Consider the following 18,542-nt stretch of genomic DNA (forward strand, 5'->3'; position numbering starts at 1 on the left):
GGTCGATTCTTGCCTGGGATGGTCAATTTAACATGAGAATTTAGCGGCGGGCGCAAGATACCACACCCGCCGCCAAAGGTCAGCCTTTTGGCTGTGGAAGTTCCGGCTGCCAGCCGCCGCCCAGCACCTTGTACAGGCTGACGGCGTTGCTGGACTTGGCCAGGCGCGTGGTAATCAGGCCCTGCTGGGCCGAATACAGCGCGCGTTGCGACACCAGCGCGTTCAGGTACGAGTCCGCACCTTTGCGATAGCGTGCCTCGTTGATGGTGTAGCTTTTCTCAGCAGCCTGCACCAGCGCCTGCTGCGACGTCAGGCGATCATCCAGCGTGCCGCGCGTGGCCAGTGCATCGGCCACTTCGCGGAACGCGGTCTGTACCGCTTTCTCGTACTGCGCCACCGAGATGTCGCGGTCCGCCTTGGCGATCGTCAGGTTGGCGCGGTTGACGCCACCGTCAAAGATCGGCAGGTTGATTTGCGGCGCAAAGCTCCAGGTCGACGAACCCGCCTTGAACAAGCCGGACAAGGTGCGGCTGGCGCTACCGCCCGATGCCGTCAGCGAGATGCTCGGGAAGAAGGCAGCACGCGCTACGCCGATATTGGCGTTGGCCGCGCGCAGCGAACGTTCCGCTTCCTGTACGTCCGGACGTGATTGCAGCAGGTCCGATGGCAGGCCGGCCGGAATCGCGGCCAGCTGCGATACTTCGCTCAAATCACCCGTCGGCAGCAAGTTCTCAGGCACGGCGCTGCCGACCAGCAGCGCCAGCGCGTTCTGGTCCAGCGCCACTTGTGCCGTGTAGACCGCAGCATCGTTACGTGCGGTTTCCACGCTGGTCTGCGCATCGTACATATCGGTGCCAGCTACGACGCCGGAAGCAAAGCGCTTCTGGCTCAGTTCATACGTGGTCTGCTGCGACTTCAGGGTTTCCTGCGCCAGCTTCAAACGCTGCTGGTCAGCGATCAGCGTCATGTAGGCATTCGCCACTTCCGACACCAGCGTAATCTGCTGCGCGCGGCGCGCCTCTTCGGTGCCGAGATAGGTTTGCAGACCGGCTTCCGACAGGTTGCGCACCTTGCCGAAGAAGTCCAGCTCATACGACGCCATCGTCAGGCCGCCGCTGTACTGGCGGTTGATCGCCGCTTCGCCGGTGCCGGTCATGGTTGATGGCGTGCGCGATGCGCTCTGGTTCACATTGGCCGACAGCTTGGGCAGCAGCGCTGCTGTGTCGATGTTGTACTGCGCCTTGGCCTTCTCGATATTGAGCACCGAGACGCGCAGATCGCGGTTGTTGGCCAGCGCCAGCTCAATCACCTGGCGCAGCTTGTCATCGGCGAAGTATTCGCGCCACAGGATTTGCGATACCGGCTTGGCATCGGCCGCTGCTGCAGGCACGCCCTTGTAGGCATCCCCCGCAGGCCAGGCCTGCGCCACCGGTTGCGCCGGACGTTCATACACCGGCGCCAGGCTGCAGCCGGCCAACATCGCCAGCGCCGCCATCGTGAATAAAGACTTTTTCATATTAATGCACCTCTACAGTTGCAGGAGCAGCCTTCTTCGGCGCGAAGTAGCCGCGCACCAGCACAAAGAACAGCGGCACGAAGAAGATGCCCAGGAAGGTCGCCGACAGCATCCCACCCAGCACGCCCACGCCGATCGCGTTCTGGCTGCCGGAACCGGCGCCACTGCTGATCGCCAGCGGCAGCACGCCCAGGCCAAACGCGATGGAGGTCATCAGGATCGGACGCAGACGCAGCTTGACTGCCTGCAGCGTCGCTTCTTTCAACTCGATGCCCTGCTCTTGCAGCTCTTTGGCGAATTCCACAATCAGGATCGCGTTCTTCGCCGACAGGCCAATCACGGTCAGCAGGCCGACCTGGAAGTAGACGTCGTTCGACAGTTTGAAGCCCCAGGTTGCCAGCACGGTACCGACCACACCCAGCGGCACCACCAGCAACACCGAGAACGGCACCGACCAGCTTTCATACAGCGCGGCCAGACACAGGAACACAATCAGGATCGAGATTGCATACAACTGCGTGGTTTGCGAACCGGAGTCGCGTTCCTCGGTGGACAGGCCAGTCCACTCGTAGCCGATACCCGGCGGCAGTTGCTCCGCCAGCTTTTCGATTTCCTTCATCGCCGTGCCCGAGCTCTGGCCCGGTGCCGGCATACCGAGGATCTCGGTCGATGGCAGGCCGTTGTAACGCTCCAGGCGTGGCGACGCATAAATCCACTGACCGGTGGTGAAGGCGGAGAAAGGCACCATCTGGCCATCGGCATTCCGCACAAACCACTTGTTCAGATCTTCCGGCGTCATGCGCGATTCGGCCGCACCTTGCAGGTACACCTTCTTCACGCGGCCGCGGTCCACGAAGTCGTTGACGTAAGCGCTCCCCCAGGCGGTGCTCAGCACCTTGTTCACGTCCGCCACCGCCAGGCCGAGGGCAATCGCCTTCTGCTGGTCAACGGTGATCTTGTACTGCGGTGTATCTTCCTGGCCGTTAGGACGCACGCCGACCAGCACAGGGCTCTTCGACGCCATGCCCAGCATCTGGTTACGCGCAGCCATCAGCGCTTCGTGACCGACGCCGCCGATATCCTGCAGCTGCAAGTCGAAGCCGCTGGCGTTACCCAGTTCCAGCACCGCAGGCGGTGCAAACGCAAACACCATCGCATCCTTGATCTGCGAGAAGGTGCCCATCGCACGGCCCACAATCGCGTTGACGCGGTTGGCAGCGCCCGGACGCTCAGCCCAGTCCTTCATCCGCACGAAGGCGATACCGCTGTTCTGGCCATTGCCGCTGAAGCTGAAACCAGCCACGGCGAACACGGAAGCCACGGCATCCTTCTCTTCGGTCAGGAAGTGGTTTTCGACTTTCTCGATGACCTTCAGCGTACGCTGTTGCGTTGCGCCGGTCGGCAGCTGAATCTGCGAGAACAGCACGCCCTGGTCTTCTTCCGGCAGGAAGGAAGTCGGCAGGCGCATGAACACGACCGCCAGCACGGCAACGATCAGGCCATACACGGCCAGCGAACGGCCGCCGCGGTTCAGGATCGAACCCACGATGCCCTGGTATTTGGTGCTGCTGCGGTCAAAGGTACGGTTGAACCAACCGAAGAAACCTTTGTTGGTCATGTGGTGACCTTTTTCCACCGGCTTCAGGATGGTTGCGCACAGCGCTGGCGTGAAGATCATCGCCACCAGTACGGACAGCACCATCGCCGACACAATCGTGATCGAGAACTGGCGGTAAATCACACCGGTCGAACCACTGAAGAAGGCCATCGGCACGAACACGGCGGACAGCACCATCGCAATACCCACCAGCGCACCACTGATCTGGCTCATGGACTTGCGGGTCGCTTCCAGCGGCGACAAGCCCTCTTCCGTCATCACGCGCTCAACGTTTTCCACTACCACGATCGCATCATCGACCAGCAGGCCAATCGCCAGCACCACGGCAAACATGGTCAGCGTGTTGATCGAGTAGCCCAGCGCCGACAGGATCGCGAAGGTACCCAGCAGCACCACCGGCACCGCCATGGTTGGGATCAGCGTGGCGCGGAAGTTTTGCAGGAACAGATACATCACCAGGAACACCAGGATGATGGCTTCCACCAGCGTCTTCACCACTTCTTCAATCGACAGTTTGACGAATGGGGTGGTGTCGAAGGCCACTACGGCTTTCAGGCCGTGCGGGAAGTTCTTCTCCAGCTGGGCGACTTTAGCTTTGACGGCGTTTGCGGTTTCCAGCGCGTTGGCGCCGGTGGCCAGCTTGATCGCCATACCGGATGCCGCCTTGCCGTTGTAACGGGCCAGGATGTTGTAGGTCTCGCTGCCCAGCTCCATGCGGGCGACATCGCGCAGGTGCACGGTGGCGCCGTTGGTGGACGTCTTGAGCAGGATCGCGCCGAATTGTTCTGCAGTTTGCAGACGGCTTTGCGCGGTCACGGTCGCATTCAGCTGCTGGCCGGCGACGGCAGGCAGGCCGCCCAGTTCGCCGGCGGAGACTTCCGTATTCTGCGCGGTGATGGCGTTGGAGACGTCAGCAGGCGTCAGCTGGTAGCTTTGCAGCTTGGCCGCGTCCAGCCAGATACGCATGGCGTATTGCGAACCGAAGTTGGTCACGTCGCCCACACCTTCCACGCGCGAGATCGGATCGATCACGCTGGCGGCCACATAGTCGCCAATGTCGGCCTGCTTCATGGAGCCGTCTTCGGATACGAAGCCCAGCACCATCAGGAAGTTCTTGGTGGCCTTGGCAACCACCAGACCTTGCTGCTGAACGGCGGCTGGCAGCAACGGCGTTGCCAGCTGCAGCTTGTTCTGCACCTGCACCTGCGCGATGTCAGGATTGGTGCCGCTCTTGAAGGTCAGCGTGATGCTGACGCCACCGGTCGAATCGGACGACGAGGACATATAGCGCAGGCCGTCGATACCCTTCATCTTCTGTTCGATGATCTGGGTAACGGCGTCTTCCACCGTCTTGGCCGAAGCGCCTGGATACGAGCCGCTAATCGAGATGGATGGCGGCGCAATGCTTGGATACTGCGATATCGGCAGGCCGAGAATCGCAATCACGCCCGCGAGCATAATGACGATAGCGACCACCCACGCAAAAATCGGGCGATCAATAAAGAAACGGGACATGTGCTATCTCCTTATTGCGCGCTCTTGGCGTTTGCTGGCGTTGCGCCGCCGGCGGTGGCTACGTTGGACGCCGGCTTGGCGGCGTTGGCCGGTGCGCCCGGCTTCACTTTCTGCACGCCTTCCACGATCAGCAGATCGCCGTCATTCAGGCCGGACTTGACCAGCCACTTGGCGCCCAGCGTACCGCCGGTGACCAGGATGCGCTGCTCGACCTTGCCTTCCTTGTTCAGCACCAGCGCAGTAGCTTCGCCTTTAGGATTGCGGGTCACGCCCTGCTGCGGCACGGCGATGGCGTGTTCATTGACGCCGCTGTCGATCACTGCACGCACAAACATGCCAGGCAGCAGATCGTGCTTAGGATTCGGGAACAGCGCGCGCAGCGTGACGTTGCCGGTGCCCGGATCAACCGTCACGTCGGAGAATTGCAGCTTGCCGGCTTCCGCATATTTGGTGCCATCGGACAGCAGCAGCGTCACCTTGGCCTGGCCGCCATCTTTTTTCAGGCCGCCAGATTCGATTTCGCGCTTCAGGCGCAGCATGTCTTCGCTGCTCTGGGTGACGTCAACGTAGATCGGGTCCAGTTGCTGCACGGTGGTCAGCGCAGTGGTCTGGTTGGCCGTCACCAGCGCACCCGGCGTGACAGCCGAACGGCTGATGCGGCCACTGATTGGCGCGTCCACATGGGTGTAGTCCAGGTTGATCTTGGCCTGTTCCAGCGCGGCGGTGGCCGATTCCACATCGGCCTTGGCCTGCTCGTGCGCGGCGACGGCGTCGTCGTACTCTTGCTTGCTCACGCCTTCAATCGCTACCAGATCCTTGTAACGCGCCACTTTCGGCGCGGCGGTCATCAGGTTGGCCTTGGCCTTGGCCAGTGCCGCCTTGGCCGAGTTGTAGGCCGCCTGATAGATGGCCGGGTCGATCTGGTACAGCGCCACGCCGGCCTTGACGTCGGCGCCTTCAACAAACAGGCGTTTCTGAATCAGACCGTTGACCTGCGGGCGCACTTCAGCCACCTGATAAGCGGCGGTGCGGCCCGGCAGTTCGGTCGTGATTTGCAGCGCTTCCTGCGCCACTTTGAAAACGCCCACTTCCGCCACCTGCTGCTTGTGAGGTGCTTCGGTCGTGGATTTGGAGCAACCGGCCAGGACGGCGATTGCGGAGAGTATTGCTGCGGCGCCAGCGGTCCGCAGCAGAGTTTTTTTGCAGAAAAAGGCTTCCATGGAGTGAGCTTTCTGTATAAAAATTAAGCACAGACGATAGAATGAACGATCATTCTAATTAAGTCAAGCAACTTTCTTGTGCAACGCGGCAAAGTTAAGCGTGGTTTAAGCTGACGATTTTGTCTATGACACCGCTGTACGCCCAAGGCCCGGTGCTACAATCAGATAATTTCTGTGTGACATCATTTCGGCCCACCAGCGCATGCCTTTGCCGTCTTCCACCAGTACGTCCCGCCCCCGCCTCACCACCCTGGTCACCATCGGTGTCAGCGCCACGGTGCTGCTCACCGTGCTTGCCTTGCTGGTGCTGGTCGATCATTTCGCCATCAACTACGCGCGCCGCGAGGCCGAGCAACGTTTGCAGCAGCTCTCATGGCAAATGCGCGATTCGCTCAACGGCGTGGTGCGCAAGGCCGTCGGCGACGTGCAGCTATTGTCCGAGTTGCAGCAGGTGCGGCAGACACGCTCGCCGGACGAAGTGCGCAAGGTGCTGGAAAATCTGCAAAAAACCTTTCCCGATTACGCCTGGATCGGCCTGGCCAATCCAGACGGCACCGTGTACGCCGCCACCCAGAGCCTGCTGGAGGGCGTCAACGTCAGCGAGCGTGACTGGTTCAAGGGTGGCCAGGACAAGCTGTATGCGGGCGACTTCCACCCCGCCACGCTGCTGGGCAAAAAACTGCCGGCCAGCGCCGACCCATGGCGCTTTGTCGATGCGGCCGGCCCGGTGTACAGCCCGGACGGCACCTACCGCGGCGTGCTGTGCGTGCACATGAGCTGGGGCTGGGCACGCCGCATGGTGCAGACCATCTTCGCGCCGGCGGACCGCCAGTATTCAGCCGACATTTTCGTGGTGCGCGGCGACGGCACCGTCATGCTCGGCCCGCGCGGCATGGAAGAACAGAAGATCACCAGCGACAGCCTGACGCTGGCGCGCAGTGGCGCTTCCGGCGCCTTGCAGGAAACCTGGGCCGATGGCAAAACCTACCTGACCGGCTACGCGCGTAGCGGCAATCCTGAAGACGCGGCCACGCTGACCTGGTCGATACTGGTGCGCCAGCCGGAAGAACTGGCGCTGGCCGGCGCCCGCGCGCTGGAGCGCCAGATCCTGCTGCTGGGCGCGATCCTGGGCTCGGCGATGGCGATTGCCTCCGCGATTGCGGCACGCCGCCTGACCCGGCCACTCAATGCACTGAGCCGCGCGATTGAAGGCGGCCTGGCCACGCCGGGCGGCGCCACGCTGCCCGAGATCCGGCCCAGCGACAGTTATCACGAAGTGCAGGTGCTGTCGCGCGGCCTGGCCGAAATGCTGCGCAACGAACAGCTGCATGTCGACGAGCTGCACAAGCTGAACGAGAAGCTGGAATCCACCGTGGCCGAACGCACGCGTGAAATCGCCCGCAAGGCCTTGCAGCTGGAGCGCGCGCTGGCGCAGGAACAAAGCACGCAGCAGCTGCTGCAGGAACGCGCCGCCGAACTGCGGGCGATTCTGGACAACGCCCACGACGCCTTCATCGCGCTCGATCCGGGCGGTGTGGTGCGCGAGTGGAATCTGCAAGCGGAAAAACTGCTGGGTTGGCAGCGCAGGGAAGTCATCGGCCAGCCGCTGGCCGCGATGATGCTGCCGCCGCTGCTGCGCCGCGCCTACGAACGCGATATGCGTCTGCTGGCCGAGAGTGGCGACAGCGCGGCCTCGGTCCTGAGCCGGCGCGTCGAACTCGCCCTGCACAACCGCGACGGCAAGGAGCTGCCGGTGGAAGTCTCGCTGGCCTACGTGCCACGCAGCAGCGGCCACCTGTTCATCGCCTTCCTGCACGACATCAGCGAACGCAAATCGCTGTTCGCGTCGATGGAAGCCATGGCGCTGCGCGATACGCTGACTGGCCTGCCCAATCGCCGCGCGCTGATGCAGGCCCTGCCCGAAGCCCTGCGCCGCGCCAACCGCTCGCGCCAGAGCTGCGCCGTATTCTTCCTCGACCTGGACCGCTTCAAACAGGTCAACGACCGTTACGGTCACGACGAAGGCGACGAACTGCTGCGCCAGTTCGCCGAACGTGTCGGCGGCGCAGTGCGCAAGACCGACACTGTAGGCCGACTCGCGGGCGATGAGTTTGTCGTTATCCTCGAGATGCTGCACAGTGACGCCGATGCCCAGGAAGCCGCCGACAAATTACTGCCGATATTGCAGCAGCCGTTTGTGCTCAAGACCGCAACGGTAACCCTCAGCGCCAGCATCGGCATCGCCATCCACCACCCCGATGATCCACAGGATATCGAGATGCTACTGGGCCGCGCCGACCGCGCCATGTACCGCCACAAACAGCAAGGCATACAACAGCGCGCACGCCGCTGATACGCGACATTACACAGCAATATGTACGCTATCGTACACCTCCAATCTGCCAACTCCAGTAGTATCCAGAATAACTTTTGTTTCGTTTTGGATGCTACCCATGGAAGAGCAAAACAGCCTGACTACCGATTTTCTCGCCACCGGCGTGCCGGGCCTGGACGCCGTACTGGGCGGCGGCCTGACACGGGACCGGCTGTATCTGGTGGAAGGCGAACCAGGCACCGGCAAGACCACCCTGGCGCTGCAGTTCCTGAACGAAGGCGTGCGGCACGGCGAGTCCACGCTGTACATCACACTGGCCGAAACCGTCGTGGAATTGCGCAGCGTAGCGCAATCGCATGGCTGGAGGATGGATCACATCCACATCGAGGAAATCATCCCCGACGAAAAAATACTCGACCCGCAACAGCAGTACACCATCTTCCATCCATCGGAAATTGAACTGGGCAGCACTACCCAGCGCCTGCTGGCCGCCATCGACAAATACCAGCCACGCCGCGTGGTGCTTGATTCACTGTCCGAACTCCAGCTGCTGGCGGAAAGTCCGCTGCGCTATCGCCGCCAGGTACTCGCACTCAAACAGTATCTGAGCAGCCGTAACTGCACCACCATTTTCCTTGATGACCGCACTGCCCTCAGCACCGACCTGCAAGTGCGCAGCGTCGCCCACGCGGTGCTCACGCTGGAGCTGGTGGATCAGGCCTATGGCGCCGAGCGCCGCCGGCTGCGCGTGGTCAAATACCGCGGCGTGCAATTCCGTGGCGGTGCCCATGACTACAAGATCGTCAAGGGCGGCCTGCATGTCCACCCACGCCTGGTGGCTGCCCATACCCGCTCAGACAGCCAGCGTCGGCAACTCTCCAGCGGCATGCCGGCACTCGATGCCCTGGTCGGTGGCGGACTGGAAGAAGGCATGAGCACCTTGATCACCGGTCCATCCGGCACCGGCAAGTCTTCGCTGGCCGCCCAGTTTGTGTATGCGGCCACCCAGCGCGGCGAACGCTGTGCCATGTTCCTGTTTGAAGAAGCACGCAACAATCTGCTGAACCGCTGCGCCAACCTGGGGCTGCATCTGTCGGATGCCATCGATAAAGGCCTGCTCAGCATCCAGCAGATCGACCCGGCCGAACTGTCGCCCGGAGAATTTTCCACGGCCGTCATGCAGTCGGTGGATGACGGCGCGCGTGTCGTCGTCATCGACAGCTTGAATGGCTATCTGAATGCCGTGCCGGATGAACGCTTCCTCGTCATCTACCTCCACGAGCTGCTGACCTATCTGGGCCAGCGTGGCGTGGTCAGTATCATCGTCGGCGTACAGCAAGGCATGCTGGGAGTCGGCATGACCAACGCCGTCGACGCCAGCTACCTGGCCGACAACGTCATCATGCTGCGCTACTTTGAAGCTGATGGCGAAGTCCGTCAGGCCATCTCCGTCTTCAAAAAACGTGGCAGTTCGCACGAACGCACTATCCGCCGTTTTGAAATTGGCAAAGACGGCCTGCGCGTGGGGCCGGTGCTCAAAGACTTCCACGGCGTCCTGACCGGCGTGCCCACTTATCATGGCGCCGCTGGTGATAGCGCATTTACTGGCAAATAAGCATGGAAGCGCGCATCCTGATTTATGCGCCCACCGGCCAGGATGCACCGCTGGCCGCCAAGGTGCTGGCCATGGCCGCCATCGACAGCCATGTCTGCGTGACGCTGAAGGACCTGGAACAGCAACTGGCGCTGGGCGCTGGTGCGGTACTCACAGTGGAGGAAGCCCTGGCGCCGGGCGCTTATCAATTGTTACAAAGTTGCGTTGCAAGCCAGCCCGATTGGTCCGACTTGCCCATCATTTTATTGACCCATAACGGCGCCGACTCGCCCAGCGTGCGGCAAGCGGTGACCGGATTGGGCAATCTGAGCCTGATGGAGCGTCCGGTACGCACCCTGACATTGATCACCGCGCTGCACGCCACGCTACGCGCCCGCAACAAACAGTACCAGGCGCGTGAAGCAGCACGGCGCAAGGACGAATTCCTCGCCAGCCTGGGACATGAGCTGCGCAATCCGCTGGCACCGATACGCACGTCGGTCTCGCTGCTGGCGCACCTGTATCCAAACGCCGCACCGGTAACGCGCATCCGCGATATGGTCGAACGCCAGGTACGCCTGCTCACGCGCCTGGTGGACGACCTGCTTGACGTGGCGCGTATCACCAGCGGCAAGATCAGATTGCAAAAGCAGCTGGTGTCGCTGGCATCGGTGATGAGCCACGTCAGTGAATTGTGCCTGCAGGCGGCGGATGACAAGCGCATCCACATTGCCTGGCAACTACCGCCGAACGAAGTGATGCTGAATATCGACTATGCACGCGTGGTGCAGATCTACGCCAACATCCTGTCCAACGCCGTGAAGTTCACGCCACAAGGCGGGCATGTGGTGGTACGCGCGGGTATTGACGGTCATGAGCTGCTGGTCAACATCCGCGACAACGGTATTGGTCTCGATGCCGAAACCATCCCGCGCATCTTCCGCATGTTCGAGCAAAGCAAAACCGTCAATGGCCAGTTCTCCAGTGGCCTGGGCATCGGTCTGAGTCTTTCGCGCGAGTTCGCTGAAATGCACGGCGGGACCGTCGAAGCCTACAGTGAAGGCCCGGGAAAAGGCAGTGAGTTCGTGATTCGCTTACCGGTGCTGGATAGCGGCGATAGCCGCCAGCCCGTTCCGCTAACGCAGGAAGCAGGTACGGACGGCCATAAAATGCAGGTGCTGGTGGTCGACGACAACCAGGACGCCGCCGATTCATTGACAGCCCTGCTGGAGATCGACGGCTTTGACGCGTATGCCGTGTATGACGGCGCCGCCGCCATCATCGCCGTTGAAAAGCAGGCGCCCGACATGGTCATCATGGACCTCGGCATGCCCGGCATGGACGGCTATGAAACCGCGCGCGCCATCCGCCAGATGCCGGGCGCCGAACGCATCCTGCTATTGGCCCTGACCGGCTGGGGCCAGGGCGATGCACGCCGGCGCACCATGGAGGCGGGCTTCGACCATCATCTGGTCAAGCCCGTCGAACTGGAACAAATCGTCCGCCTGGCTGGCGCGCGGCACAACCGCGACCAGGTCCAGGCGGCGCGCTAGTTACTGCGGCTTGACGTTGACGACCGCGCCAGTCAGATACAGATCGTTGGTGCCTTCGAATGCCGAGTCGGTGCCCAGCACGATCCAGAACTTGCCGTCCATGTCGGCCTGCACAGGGATCACCTCGTCCGACTTGCGGGTGGCCTTGCCGTAAGCGGTGCCATCGCACTCCAGTCCATCGATACCCTGGCGGCCCAGCACCTTGCCTTGTTTGCCCGAGTTGCCCTGGTCGCCGTGATCGAAGTTCAGCACATAGCGGCCGTCGCTGCCCTTGACCAGCTTGGGCTCGAAATCAATCGCCGCGCCCACCATGAAGACGGCCTCGCCCCGCGCACCGCCAACACCCATGCAGCCGTTGGACGCGCTGGTGACATAGCTCATTTCAATGGTCAGGTTGTACTTCGCATTCGGCACAAAGCCGCTGAATTGGCGCTTGGCGTAGGTGAACACGTCATCGCTGTTGTTATGCGATCGCATATAGTAGCCCATGCCCGTGAATGGCACCGGCAGCTTGGACCAGCCAGCGCCGGTTTCAGTTGGCTCAGTGCCATCGTGGTAATCGGCGACGCCGGCGGTCCAGCCATCGATGCCCTTGTTGAAATCGATGGTGATGGTGGACGCGGTTGGCGTCGGCGCTGGCGCTGGAGCCGGCGAGCCAACCGGCTGCTTGGTGGAGGTGTTGTCGGACCCGCCGCAAGCGGTCAGCGCGAGCGCCAACGCCAGCGCGGAGATGCTGGTGTATTTCTGCATATTGTTTTCCCCTGGTGATTTTCGCGACGCTCTCGTGAAGCGCCGAAGCGAAGTCTACGGAAAACTTGTAAAGACAAAAAAGTAATTTGTAACCGGTGGTAAGTTACAATTTTTAACGTCTATGACATGGCAGATTTGGTAAAAGCGACATTATTTCCAGCGTTATTTCCAGTCCCCGCGCAGCGCTGCGACGCGCTGTTTCAGGTCCTCCGGCGTGACGTCCTGCGGCGCCACCGGCACGCCGACGGCAAGCGACAGGCGCGAACGCAGGCCGCTGCGGAAAGCGCGTTCGAAGACGTTTTCCTTGTTACGGCTCAGCATATGGCCCCACAGGCCGCGCAGCGCCATTGGAATCACCGGCACCTTGGTGCGTTCGACGATCTTGGCGATGCCGCCCTTGAATTCGTTGATGTCGCCGGTGCGCGTGAGCTGCCCTTCCGGGAAGATGCAAACCAGGTCGCCTTCGTGCAGTGCCTGGGCGATATCGATGTAGGCCTTCTCCATCAGCCACGGGTCTTCCTTGGCTGGTGCAATCGGAATCGCGCGCGCCGTGCGGAAGATCCAGCCTAGCAGCGGCAGCTTGAAGATGCGGTGGTCCATCACAAAACGGATAGGCCGCGGCGACGCAGCGCCAATCACGATCGCATCGACATAGCTCACGTGGTTACACACCAGTACCGCCGCGCCTTCCGCAGGAATACGCTGCGCATCCACCGTGTGCACGCGGTGGATGGTGTGAATCAGCAGCCAGGCCAGGAAGCGCATCAGGAATTCCGGCACCAGCGAGAAGATGTAGAGCGCCACAACGGCATTCAGCACGGCCGTCACCAGGAACAGCTGCGGGATCGACAGGCCCTGACCCAGCAGCACAATCGCCAGGCCGGCTGCCGCCACCATGAACAGCGCGTTCAGGATATTCATGCCGGCGATGGTGCGCGAGATGTGGGCCGGATCGCAGCGCAGCTGGATCAGCGCAAATAGTGGCACGATGAAGAAGCCACCGAACATGCCGATCATCAGCACGTCAAACAGGATGCGCCACATGCCATGATGCGCCAGCAGGGCCAGCGCATCCAGATGCGGCCCAGCCGCCAGCGCCATCGCGCTTTCATGGAAGGCCAGGCTGGCGAAATACAAATCCACGCCAAACACCGTCAGGCCGATCGAGCCAAACGGCACCAGGCCAATTTCCACCTTGTGGCCGGACAGGCGCTCACACAGCAGCGAACCGCTGCCCACGCCCAGCGAGAAGATCGTCAACAACAGCACGAAAGCGCCATGATCGCCATGCAGATAATCCTTGGCGTACACGGGGAACTGCGCCAGCACCAGCGCGCCGTAGAACCAGAACCACGAGTTGCCCAGCATGGACAGGAACACCGAGCGGTTCTTACGGGAGAAGTTGATGTTGCGGATGGATTCACCGATGAAGTTCCAGCTGATCTTGAGATCCGGTGCCGGTGCGGGCGAATTGGGAATCCGGTACGCCGCAGCCACGCCCAGGCCGGCGACCAGAATCGTGGCAGCCGCTTCCAGCATCAGGCCATGCGGCTGCTGCACCACCAGCACCGCACCCAGCACCTCGCCCATCAGGATGCCGACAAAAGTCCCCATCTCGGTCACGCCGTTGCCGCCGATGAGTTCTTCCGGCTTGAGCTGCTGCGGCAAGTAAGCATATTTGACGGGACCAAACAGCGTCGAGTGCACACCCATACCCACCACCGCAGCAATCAGCAGCCACAGATGATGCGTGACCCAGCCAATGCCGGCCAGGCACATGATGCCGACTTCGAGCCATTTGACGAAGCGCGTCAAGCGCGATTTTTCAAACTTGTCGGCCAGCTGTCCTGCCGTGGCGGAGAACAGCACGTACGGCAGAATGAACAGGCCGGGAATCAGGTTGGTGATGGTCGATGGCGCCAGCGTGGTCCAGCTCAGCGCATCGAACGTGATGATGACCACCAGTGCGGTCTTGAACAGATTGTCGTTGAACGCGCCTAAAAACTGGGTCCAGAAAAAAGGCGCGAAGCGGCGTTGCTTCAGCAGGGAAAACTGATTGGGCTGGCTCATATCCGTTCCATTTCGGTAAGATTGAGCGGATTATAACCGCATGCCGCACACAGCCGGCATGCGTCTGCTCAGGCAGCCCGCTGCTGTACTGGGGCTTGTACTGGCGGTGCCATACGCAGTGACCATACGCTGTGCGGATCACCGTGCTGGCCGCGATGCAGTACAGCGCGCGCCATCTTCCAGTACAGCGCTGCAAACAGCAGCGATACCAGCGCCACGCCCACCACGACGCCATCCCCTTGCAGCAGCGCCAGCAAAGGATTGACACCGGTGCTCCACCAGTGCGCTGCTGGCACGGCCAGCGCCAGCAGCGCACACAATGTCAGCAGCTCATGCGCTGCACGCGCCGGCGGACGGGCAAAAGCCCACAGCACGCAGCCAAAGAACACCGCGTAGTAGCTGCGCTCTTCCCACCACGGCAGCTGTCCGGCCGGCCCCAGCTTGTTCGCCACAAAGACCGCCGATACACCCGCCACACAGCCCAGGCACACACCCAGCGTGGCCTGCGCCATCAGCTTGCCGCTGCGCGGCTGCACCAGCTTCTGGCGTTTGCGGCGCGCCTCGATCCACAGCAGGTTGCCGCTATAGAACAGGAAGGCGCCGCCCATGCCCAGGATGAAGTACGTCCACTGCACCGCCGCATCGCCGAAACTGCCAAAGTGCAGGCTTTGCAAACTGCGCAGGAAGCGTGTGCCGGCACTGAAGTTCTGCGGCATCACCACCCGCTCGATCTTGCCAGTGCTGGTGTTCAGCGCCACCGCAGCCATGCTGGCCACCGTCTTCTGGTGCAGATGTCCATAGGCCTGCAGCTGCCCATTGGCGTCACCGGCATTGTGATAGACCAGCGTCTCTAGCTCGATGCCCGGCGCCTGGCGCTGCACTTCGGCCAGCAGCCGCGAAACCGGCAGCAACGGCGCTGCCACGCCAGCCGCCTTGGCCGGCGCCACCACGCTGATATCCTGTCCCACCAGTTGCAGCAGCTTGCCGTCAAAAATCAGATACTGGAATGGCGCCAGCAAAATCACACCCAGCGCCAGCACCGCGCCACTCCACGCATACATCAGGTGAAACGGCAGCGACAGGACGCCAATGGCGTTATGCGCGTCCTGCCACATGCGCTTGATGTTCTTCCCTACCCGCAGCGCGAACAAGTCCTTGAAGAAGGTGGGCGCGTAGATCACCACGCCGGTCGCCAGCGCCAGACCGTACAGAATGCAGATCACGCCCAGCACATAAATGCCCCAGCTGCGCGGCAGCCCGGCCGTGTAGTGCAGGCGGTAGACGAAGTCCACCAGTTGCGAGCGTTCCTTGAATTCTTCCAGCTTGCCGTTGGCGTCCAGACGGAAGTGACGATCGTCGAACTCCAGCACCAGGCGCGGCTCGTATTCGGATGGCATGCGCAGGTAAAAATCTTCTTTCGCCTTGGGATGCGCTTGCAGTACGGCGTCGATCAGCGCCTGCGGCTCCTGCCTTGGCACCGCCACCGCGGGCAACGGCGTTTCCCATGCGTGCAGTTCTTCATGGAACAGCGTCACCGCACCAGCATAAAACGCGATGAACAGGCAAAAGCCAGCCACCAGACCCACCCAGGTATGCACCGAAATAAAGGTGCGCAACGTCGAGGACTTCATGCGGCGATCCTTATCAGGCCACTGGCCTTGAGAAAATGCAGCGCGGCGTAGCCGGCAATGGTCATGCCGCCCATCCACAGCCAGGCGCGCAGGCCGGTCTTGAACAGGAAAGCCGCCGTCATCGTCGCGATCCACACCAGGAAAAACAGCAGCAGCCAGGGCAGCGTGGTGTTGACCTGGTCGTGGCTCAGCAACGCGGCAAAGCCCACCATCAGCACCGCCAGCGGCAAGCCGAGAAACGCAGCGGCAGTCGATTTACCCAACATGGCGGCCTCCCCTGCGACGCCACGCGTCCAGATACGGCAGCGCCACCAGCGTGCTCATAAAGCCGGCCAGTCCGATGCACACGCCGCACCAGGCGCCATACGCATCCACCGCGCTGGCCACGGAACCCGCCAGCAGCGGCACGGCCAGCCAGCGCAGGAAGGCCTGGCGACGCAACGCCGCCGGCCACAGGGACTGGTGCGGCGACGCCAGGTAAAGGCACAGCGCGGCAAGCGCCGCCACGCCTATGCAGATCCAGTTCATTTCAAACCTCCGTCAGATGCTGCCTTGCAGGCCAAAGCCGAATTGACGCGCCGGCCCCAGGGTCACTGCATAGCGGCCAGTCACCGTCTCCAGCCGGTTGGCCGTGATGTAGGTGCGGTTGGTCAGGTTGCTGCCATAAGCGAACAGGGTCAGGCCCTTGCTCAGCGCGTAGGTGGCCTTGCCGCCCAACGTGGTATGGCCATCGTTGCGGTCGAGGTTCTCCGGCGCGGTGTAGGTGCTGGCCGAATGCTGCAGGTTCATGTTCAGCATCCAGCTGCCCGGCGTCCAGCTGAAGCCGACCGACTGCGTCTGGCGCGGCGAACGAGAAAACTCATGACCGCTGTAATCCGCCGTTGGCGTGACAAATTCCAGGAACCTGGTGTGGGCGATGCCCAGTGCGCCAAACAGTTCCAGCTCACGCGTGACATGGCCACGCGCTTCCGTCTCCAGCCCTTGCAGGCGCGAACGGCCGGCATTCACGAAATAGGTATCGATCGAATTGCGGCCGATGTCCACCTGCTGGTCGTTCCAGTCGACGCGGTAGGCGTTCAGCGACACCATCAAGCCGTTGTCCAGCACACCTTTCAGCGAAGCTTCATAGTTCTTGGTGAACTCGGGACCAAATGGATGCGAGCCGCGCTGGTAGCTGTAATCGACACCGCCGTTGCGGTAGCCGCGCTGCGCGGTCAGACCGGCCACCCACTCCGGCGCCAGCGCATAGCGGATGCCGAACTTCGGCAACCACACCGAGTTGCTGGTGCCCATGGGCTGCAAGCCGTCTGGCGCAAAGGCGCCGGCGGCGATCAGCTGGGTGTAAACCTGGCGCGCCATCGGCGATGTGCCGTCGGTTTCCGAACCCACCACGCGGTCCTGGCGTTCACTCTCATAGCGCATGCCCGCAGTCAGCGTCAGCTTGTCGATCACGTAGTCGAACTCGCCGTACGCGGCGCGCGTCTTGCTGACATTGTCCTGCAACTGGCGGCGGCTGATGAAGTCCTTGCCAAACAAGGCATCGCACGCGGCAGGCGACGGACACTGGCCGACCAGGCTCAATACGTAGGACACCGGCACGATGAAGCTGTCGTCGCCGTTGTAGTACTGCTGCGAGTAGTACAGTCCTGCCACGCCTTTCAGCTGATGACCAAACAGCGCGGTATCAAAGTTGGCGCGCGCCTCCTGCACCCATTGACGGTCGATGTTCTCGCCGTGACGGTAGCCCTGCCGGAGTTCCGTGCCATCGTAGTCCTGCACCCGCTGATAGCGGTTGTGCGAATAGGTGGTCAGCAGCGTCACGTCGGCGCCACCGGCGCGGAAGGTCTGCTCCAGCGCGGCGGAGCGCGTATGGTTGCTGACGCCACTCAACTCGTTGGCCAGATTCTGGCGCGCCGCTGCGGGCACCGCCACCGCCTCCACTGTGCTGTAGCCCAGCAGCTGCTTGTCATCGACCAGCGTCACCAGCGCCTGGTAGGCATCGCCCCACGGCGTGATGCGCAGCTTGCCGCGCAGCGTGTGGCCATCATCCTTGTTGGCGCGCTTGTCGTCGCGGGTTGGGTTGTAGATATCGCCATCGCGCTTGCGCTGCTCCAGCGACAAGCGGCCAGCCAGCACCTGGTCGACAATCGCCCCGCCGCCGGCCATCGCCACGCGCCAGGCGTTCTGGTTGCCGGCGCTGACGCGGTAAGCAAAGTCGCGTGCATCGGAAGGATCGCGGGTTTTCAGCACCACCGCGCCGGCCAGCGAATTGCGGCCCTGGTTGGTCGATTGCGGTCCGCGCAGCACTTCCACGCGGTCGGCATCCCACACGCTCAGGCTGGCGATATCCTGGCCAAAGCCATCCTGCGGCACGCCGTCCACCACCATGGTGATGGTCTTGCTGGCGCCACCCGTCGGACCATAAGCCTGCACGCCGCGGATGGACAGGTTTTCAGCCGTGCCCACGTTGGCCATCTGCGATACCACCTCGCTCAGCGCCGTCATGCCCGATTCCGCGATCTGGCGGCGATTGCGCGCGCCCACACTGGCGCTGCTGTCGATCTCCGTACGCTTCAGCTTATCGCCGGTGATCACCACCTGCTCCACCGGCGCCGCCGGATCGGCCGTCGCCACCTCATCCGCAGTCGCCTGCCAGCTGGCCGTTATCCCGGCCAACGCCATCACCATCACTTTGACGCGCATTCTCTACTTCCCCTGTTTTTATTGAATGAGAATTATT

At 62.1% G+C, this 18,542-nt stretch carries 12 protein-coding genes; 3 read left to right on the plus strand and 9 right to left on the minus strand.

Annotated elements, in window-relative coordinates:
• Positions 1-79: 79 nt before the first annotated feature.
• The 3 genes from adeC to BUA36_RS02130 are packed head-to-tail and all read right to left on the minus strand — an operon-like array spanning position 80 to position 5,869.
• Positions 80-1,516 (minus strand): AdeC/AdeK/OprM family multidrug efflux complex outer membrane factor, encoded by a 1,437-nt coding sequence (gene adeC / locus BUA36_RS02120; protein ID WP_072780937.1) that lies wholly within the window; start codon positions 1,514-1,516, stop codon positions 80-82.
• A gap of 1 nt (position 1,517) precedes the next feature.
• On the minus strand, positions 1,518-4,649 hold the full coding sequence (locus BUA36_RS02125; RefSeq protein ID WP_072780938.1) for an efflux RND transporter permease subunit: 3,132 nt from the start codon (positions 4,647-4,649) through the stop codon (positions 1,518-1,520).
• Between the two features lie 11 nt (positions 4,650-4,660).
• Positions 4,661-5,869 carry an efflux RND transporter periplasmic adaptor subunit gene (locus tag BUA36_RS02130; protein WP_072780940.1) on the minus strand — a complete coding sequence of 403 codons (1,209 nt, stop codon included), beginning with the start codon at positions 5,867-5,869 and terminating at the stop codon, positions 4,661-4,663.
• A gap of 202 nt (positions 5,870-6,071) precedes the next feature.
• On the opposite strand from BUA36_RS02130, the gene BUA36_RS02135 reads away from it, so the two are divergent.
• The 3 genes from BUA36_RS02135 (at position 6,072) to BUA36_RS02145 (ending at position 11,351) form a co-directional block, all read left to right on the plus strand.
• Entirely contained in the window at positions 6,072-8,222 is a 2,151-nt protein-coding gene (locus BUA36_RS02135; protein ID WP_072780941.1) for a diguanylate cyclase domain-containing protein, read from the plus strand.
• 100 nt (positions 8,223-8,322) lie between these two features.
• On the plus strand, positions 8,323-9,819 hold the full coding sequence (locus tag BUA36_RS02140; protein WP_072780943.1) for an ATPase domain-containing protein: 1,497 nt from the start codon (positions 8,323-8,325) through the stop codon (positions 9,817-9,819).
• A 2-nt stretch (positions 9,820-9,821) separates the two neighbouring features.
• Positions 9,822-11,351, plus strand: coding sequence for a hybrid sensor histidine kinase/response regulator (locus BUA36_RS02145; protein WP_072780944.1), 1,530 nt, complete (start codon positions 9,822-9,824; stop codon positions 11,349-11,351).
• On the opposite strand, the gene BUA36_RS02150 is transcribed toward BUA36_RS02145, so the two are convergent.
• From BUA36_RS02150 to BUA36_RS02175, 6 genes are all read right to left on the minus strand, one after another.
• Positions 11,352-12,101 (minus strand): hypothetical protein, encoded by a 750-nt coding sequence (locus BUA36_RS02150; protein WP_202413452.1) that lies wholly within the window; start codon positions 12,099-12,101, stop codon positions 11,352-11,354.
• A gap of 162 nt (positions 12,102-12,263) precedes the next feature.
• On the minus strand, positions 12,264-14,171 hold the full coding sequence (locus BUA36_RS02155; protein WP_072780946.1) for an MFS transporter: 1,908 nt from the start codon (positions 14,169-14,171) through the stop codon (positions 12,264-12,266).
• Positions 14,172-14,239: 68 nt separating this feature from the next.
• Complete coding sequence (locus BUA36_RS02160) at positions 14,240-15,802, minus strand: PepSY-associated TM helix domain-containing protein (RefSeq protein WP_072780947.1); 1,563 nt, start codon at positions 15,800-15,802, stop codon at positions 14,240-14,242.
• A complete protein-coding gene (locus BUA36_RS02165) occupies positions 15,799-16,068 on the minus strand; it encodes a hypothetical protein (RefSeq protein ID WP_072780949.1) in 270 nt (89 codons plus the stop codon). The genes BUA36_RS02160 and BUA36_RS02165 overlap by 4 nt, the downstream gene beginning before the upstream one ends.
• Positions 16,058-16,330 carry a hypothetical protein gene (locus BUA36_RS02170; RefSeq protein WP_072780950.1) on the minus strand — a complete coding sequence of 91 codons (273 nt, stop codon included), beginning with the start codon at positions 16,328-16,330 and terminating at the stop codon, positions 16,058-16,060. The genes BUA36_RS02165 and BUA36_RS02170 overlap by 11 nt, the downstream gene beginning before the upstream one ends.
• A gap of 12 nt (positions 16,331-16,342) precedes the next feature.
• A complete protein-coding gene (locus BUA36_RS02175) occupies positions 16,343-18,505 on the minus strand; it encodes a TonB-dependent receptor (protein WP_072780951.1) in 2,163 nt (720 codons plus the stop codon).
• Positions 18,506-18,542 lie beyond the last annotated feature (37 nt).

It is taken from the genome of Duganella sacchari, from assembly GCF_900143065.1.
Taxonomy (GTDB): domain Bacteria; phylum Pseudomonadota; class Gammaproteobacteria; order Burkholderiales; family Burkholderiaceae_D; genus Rugamonas; species Rugamonas sacchari.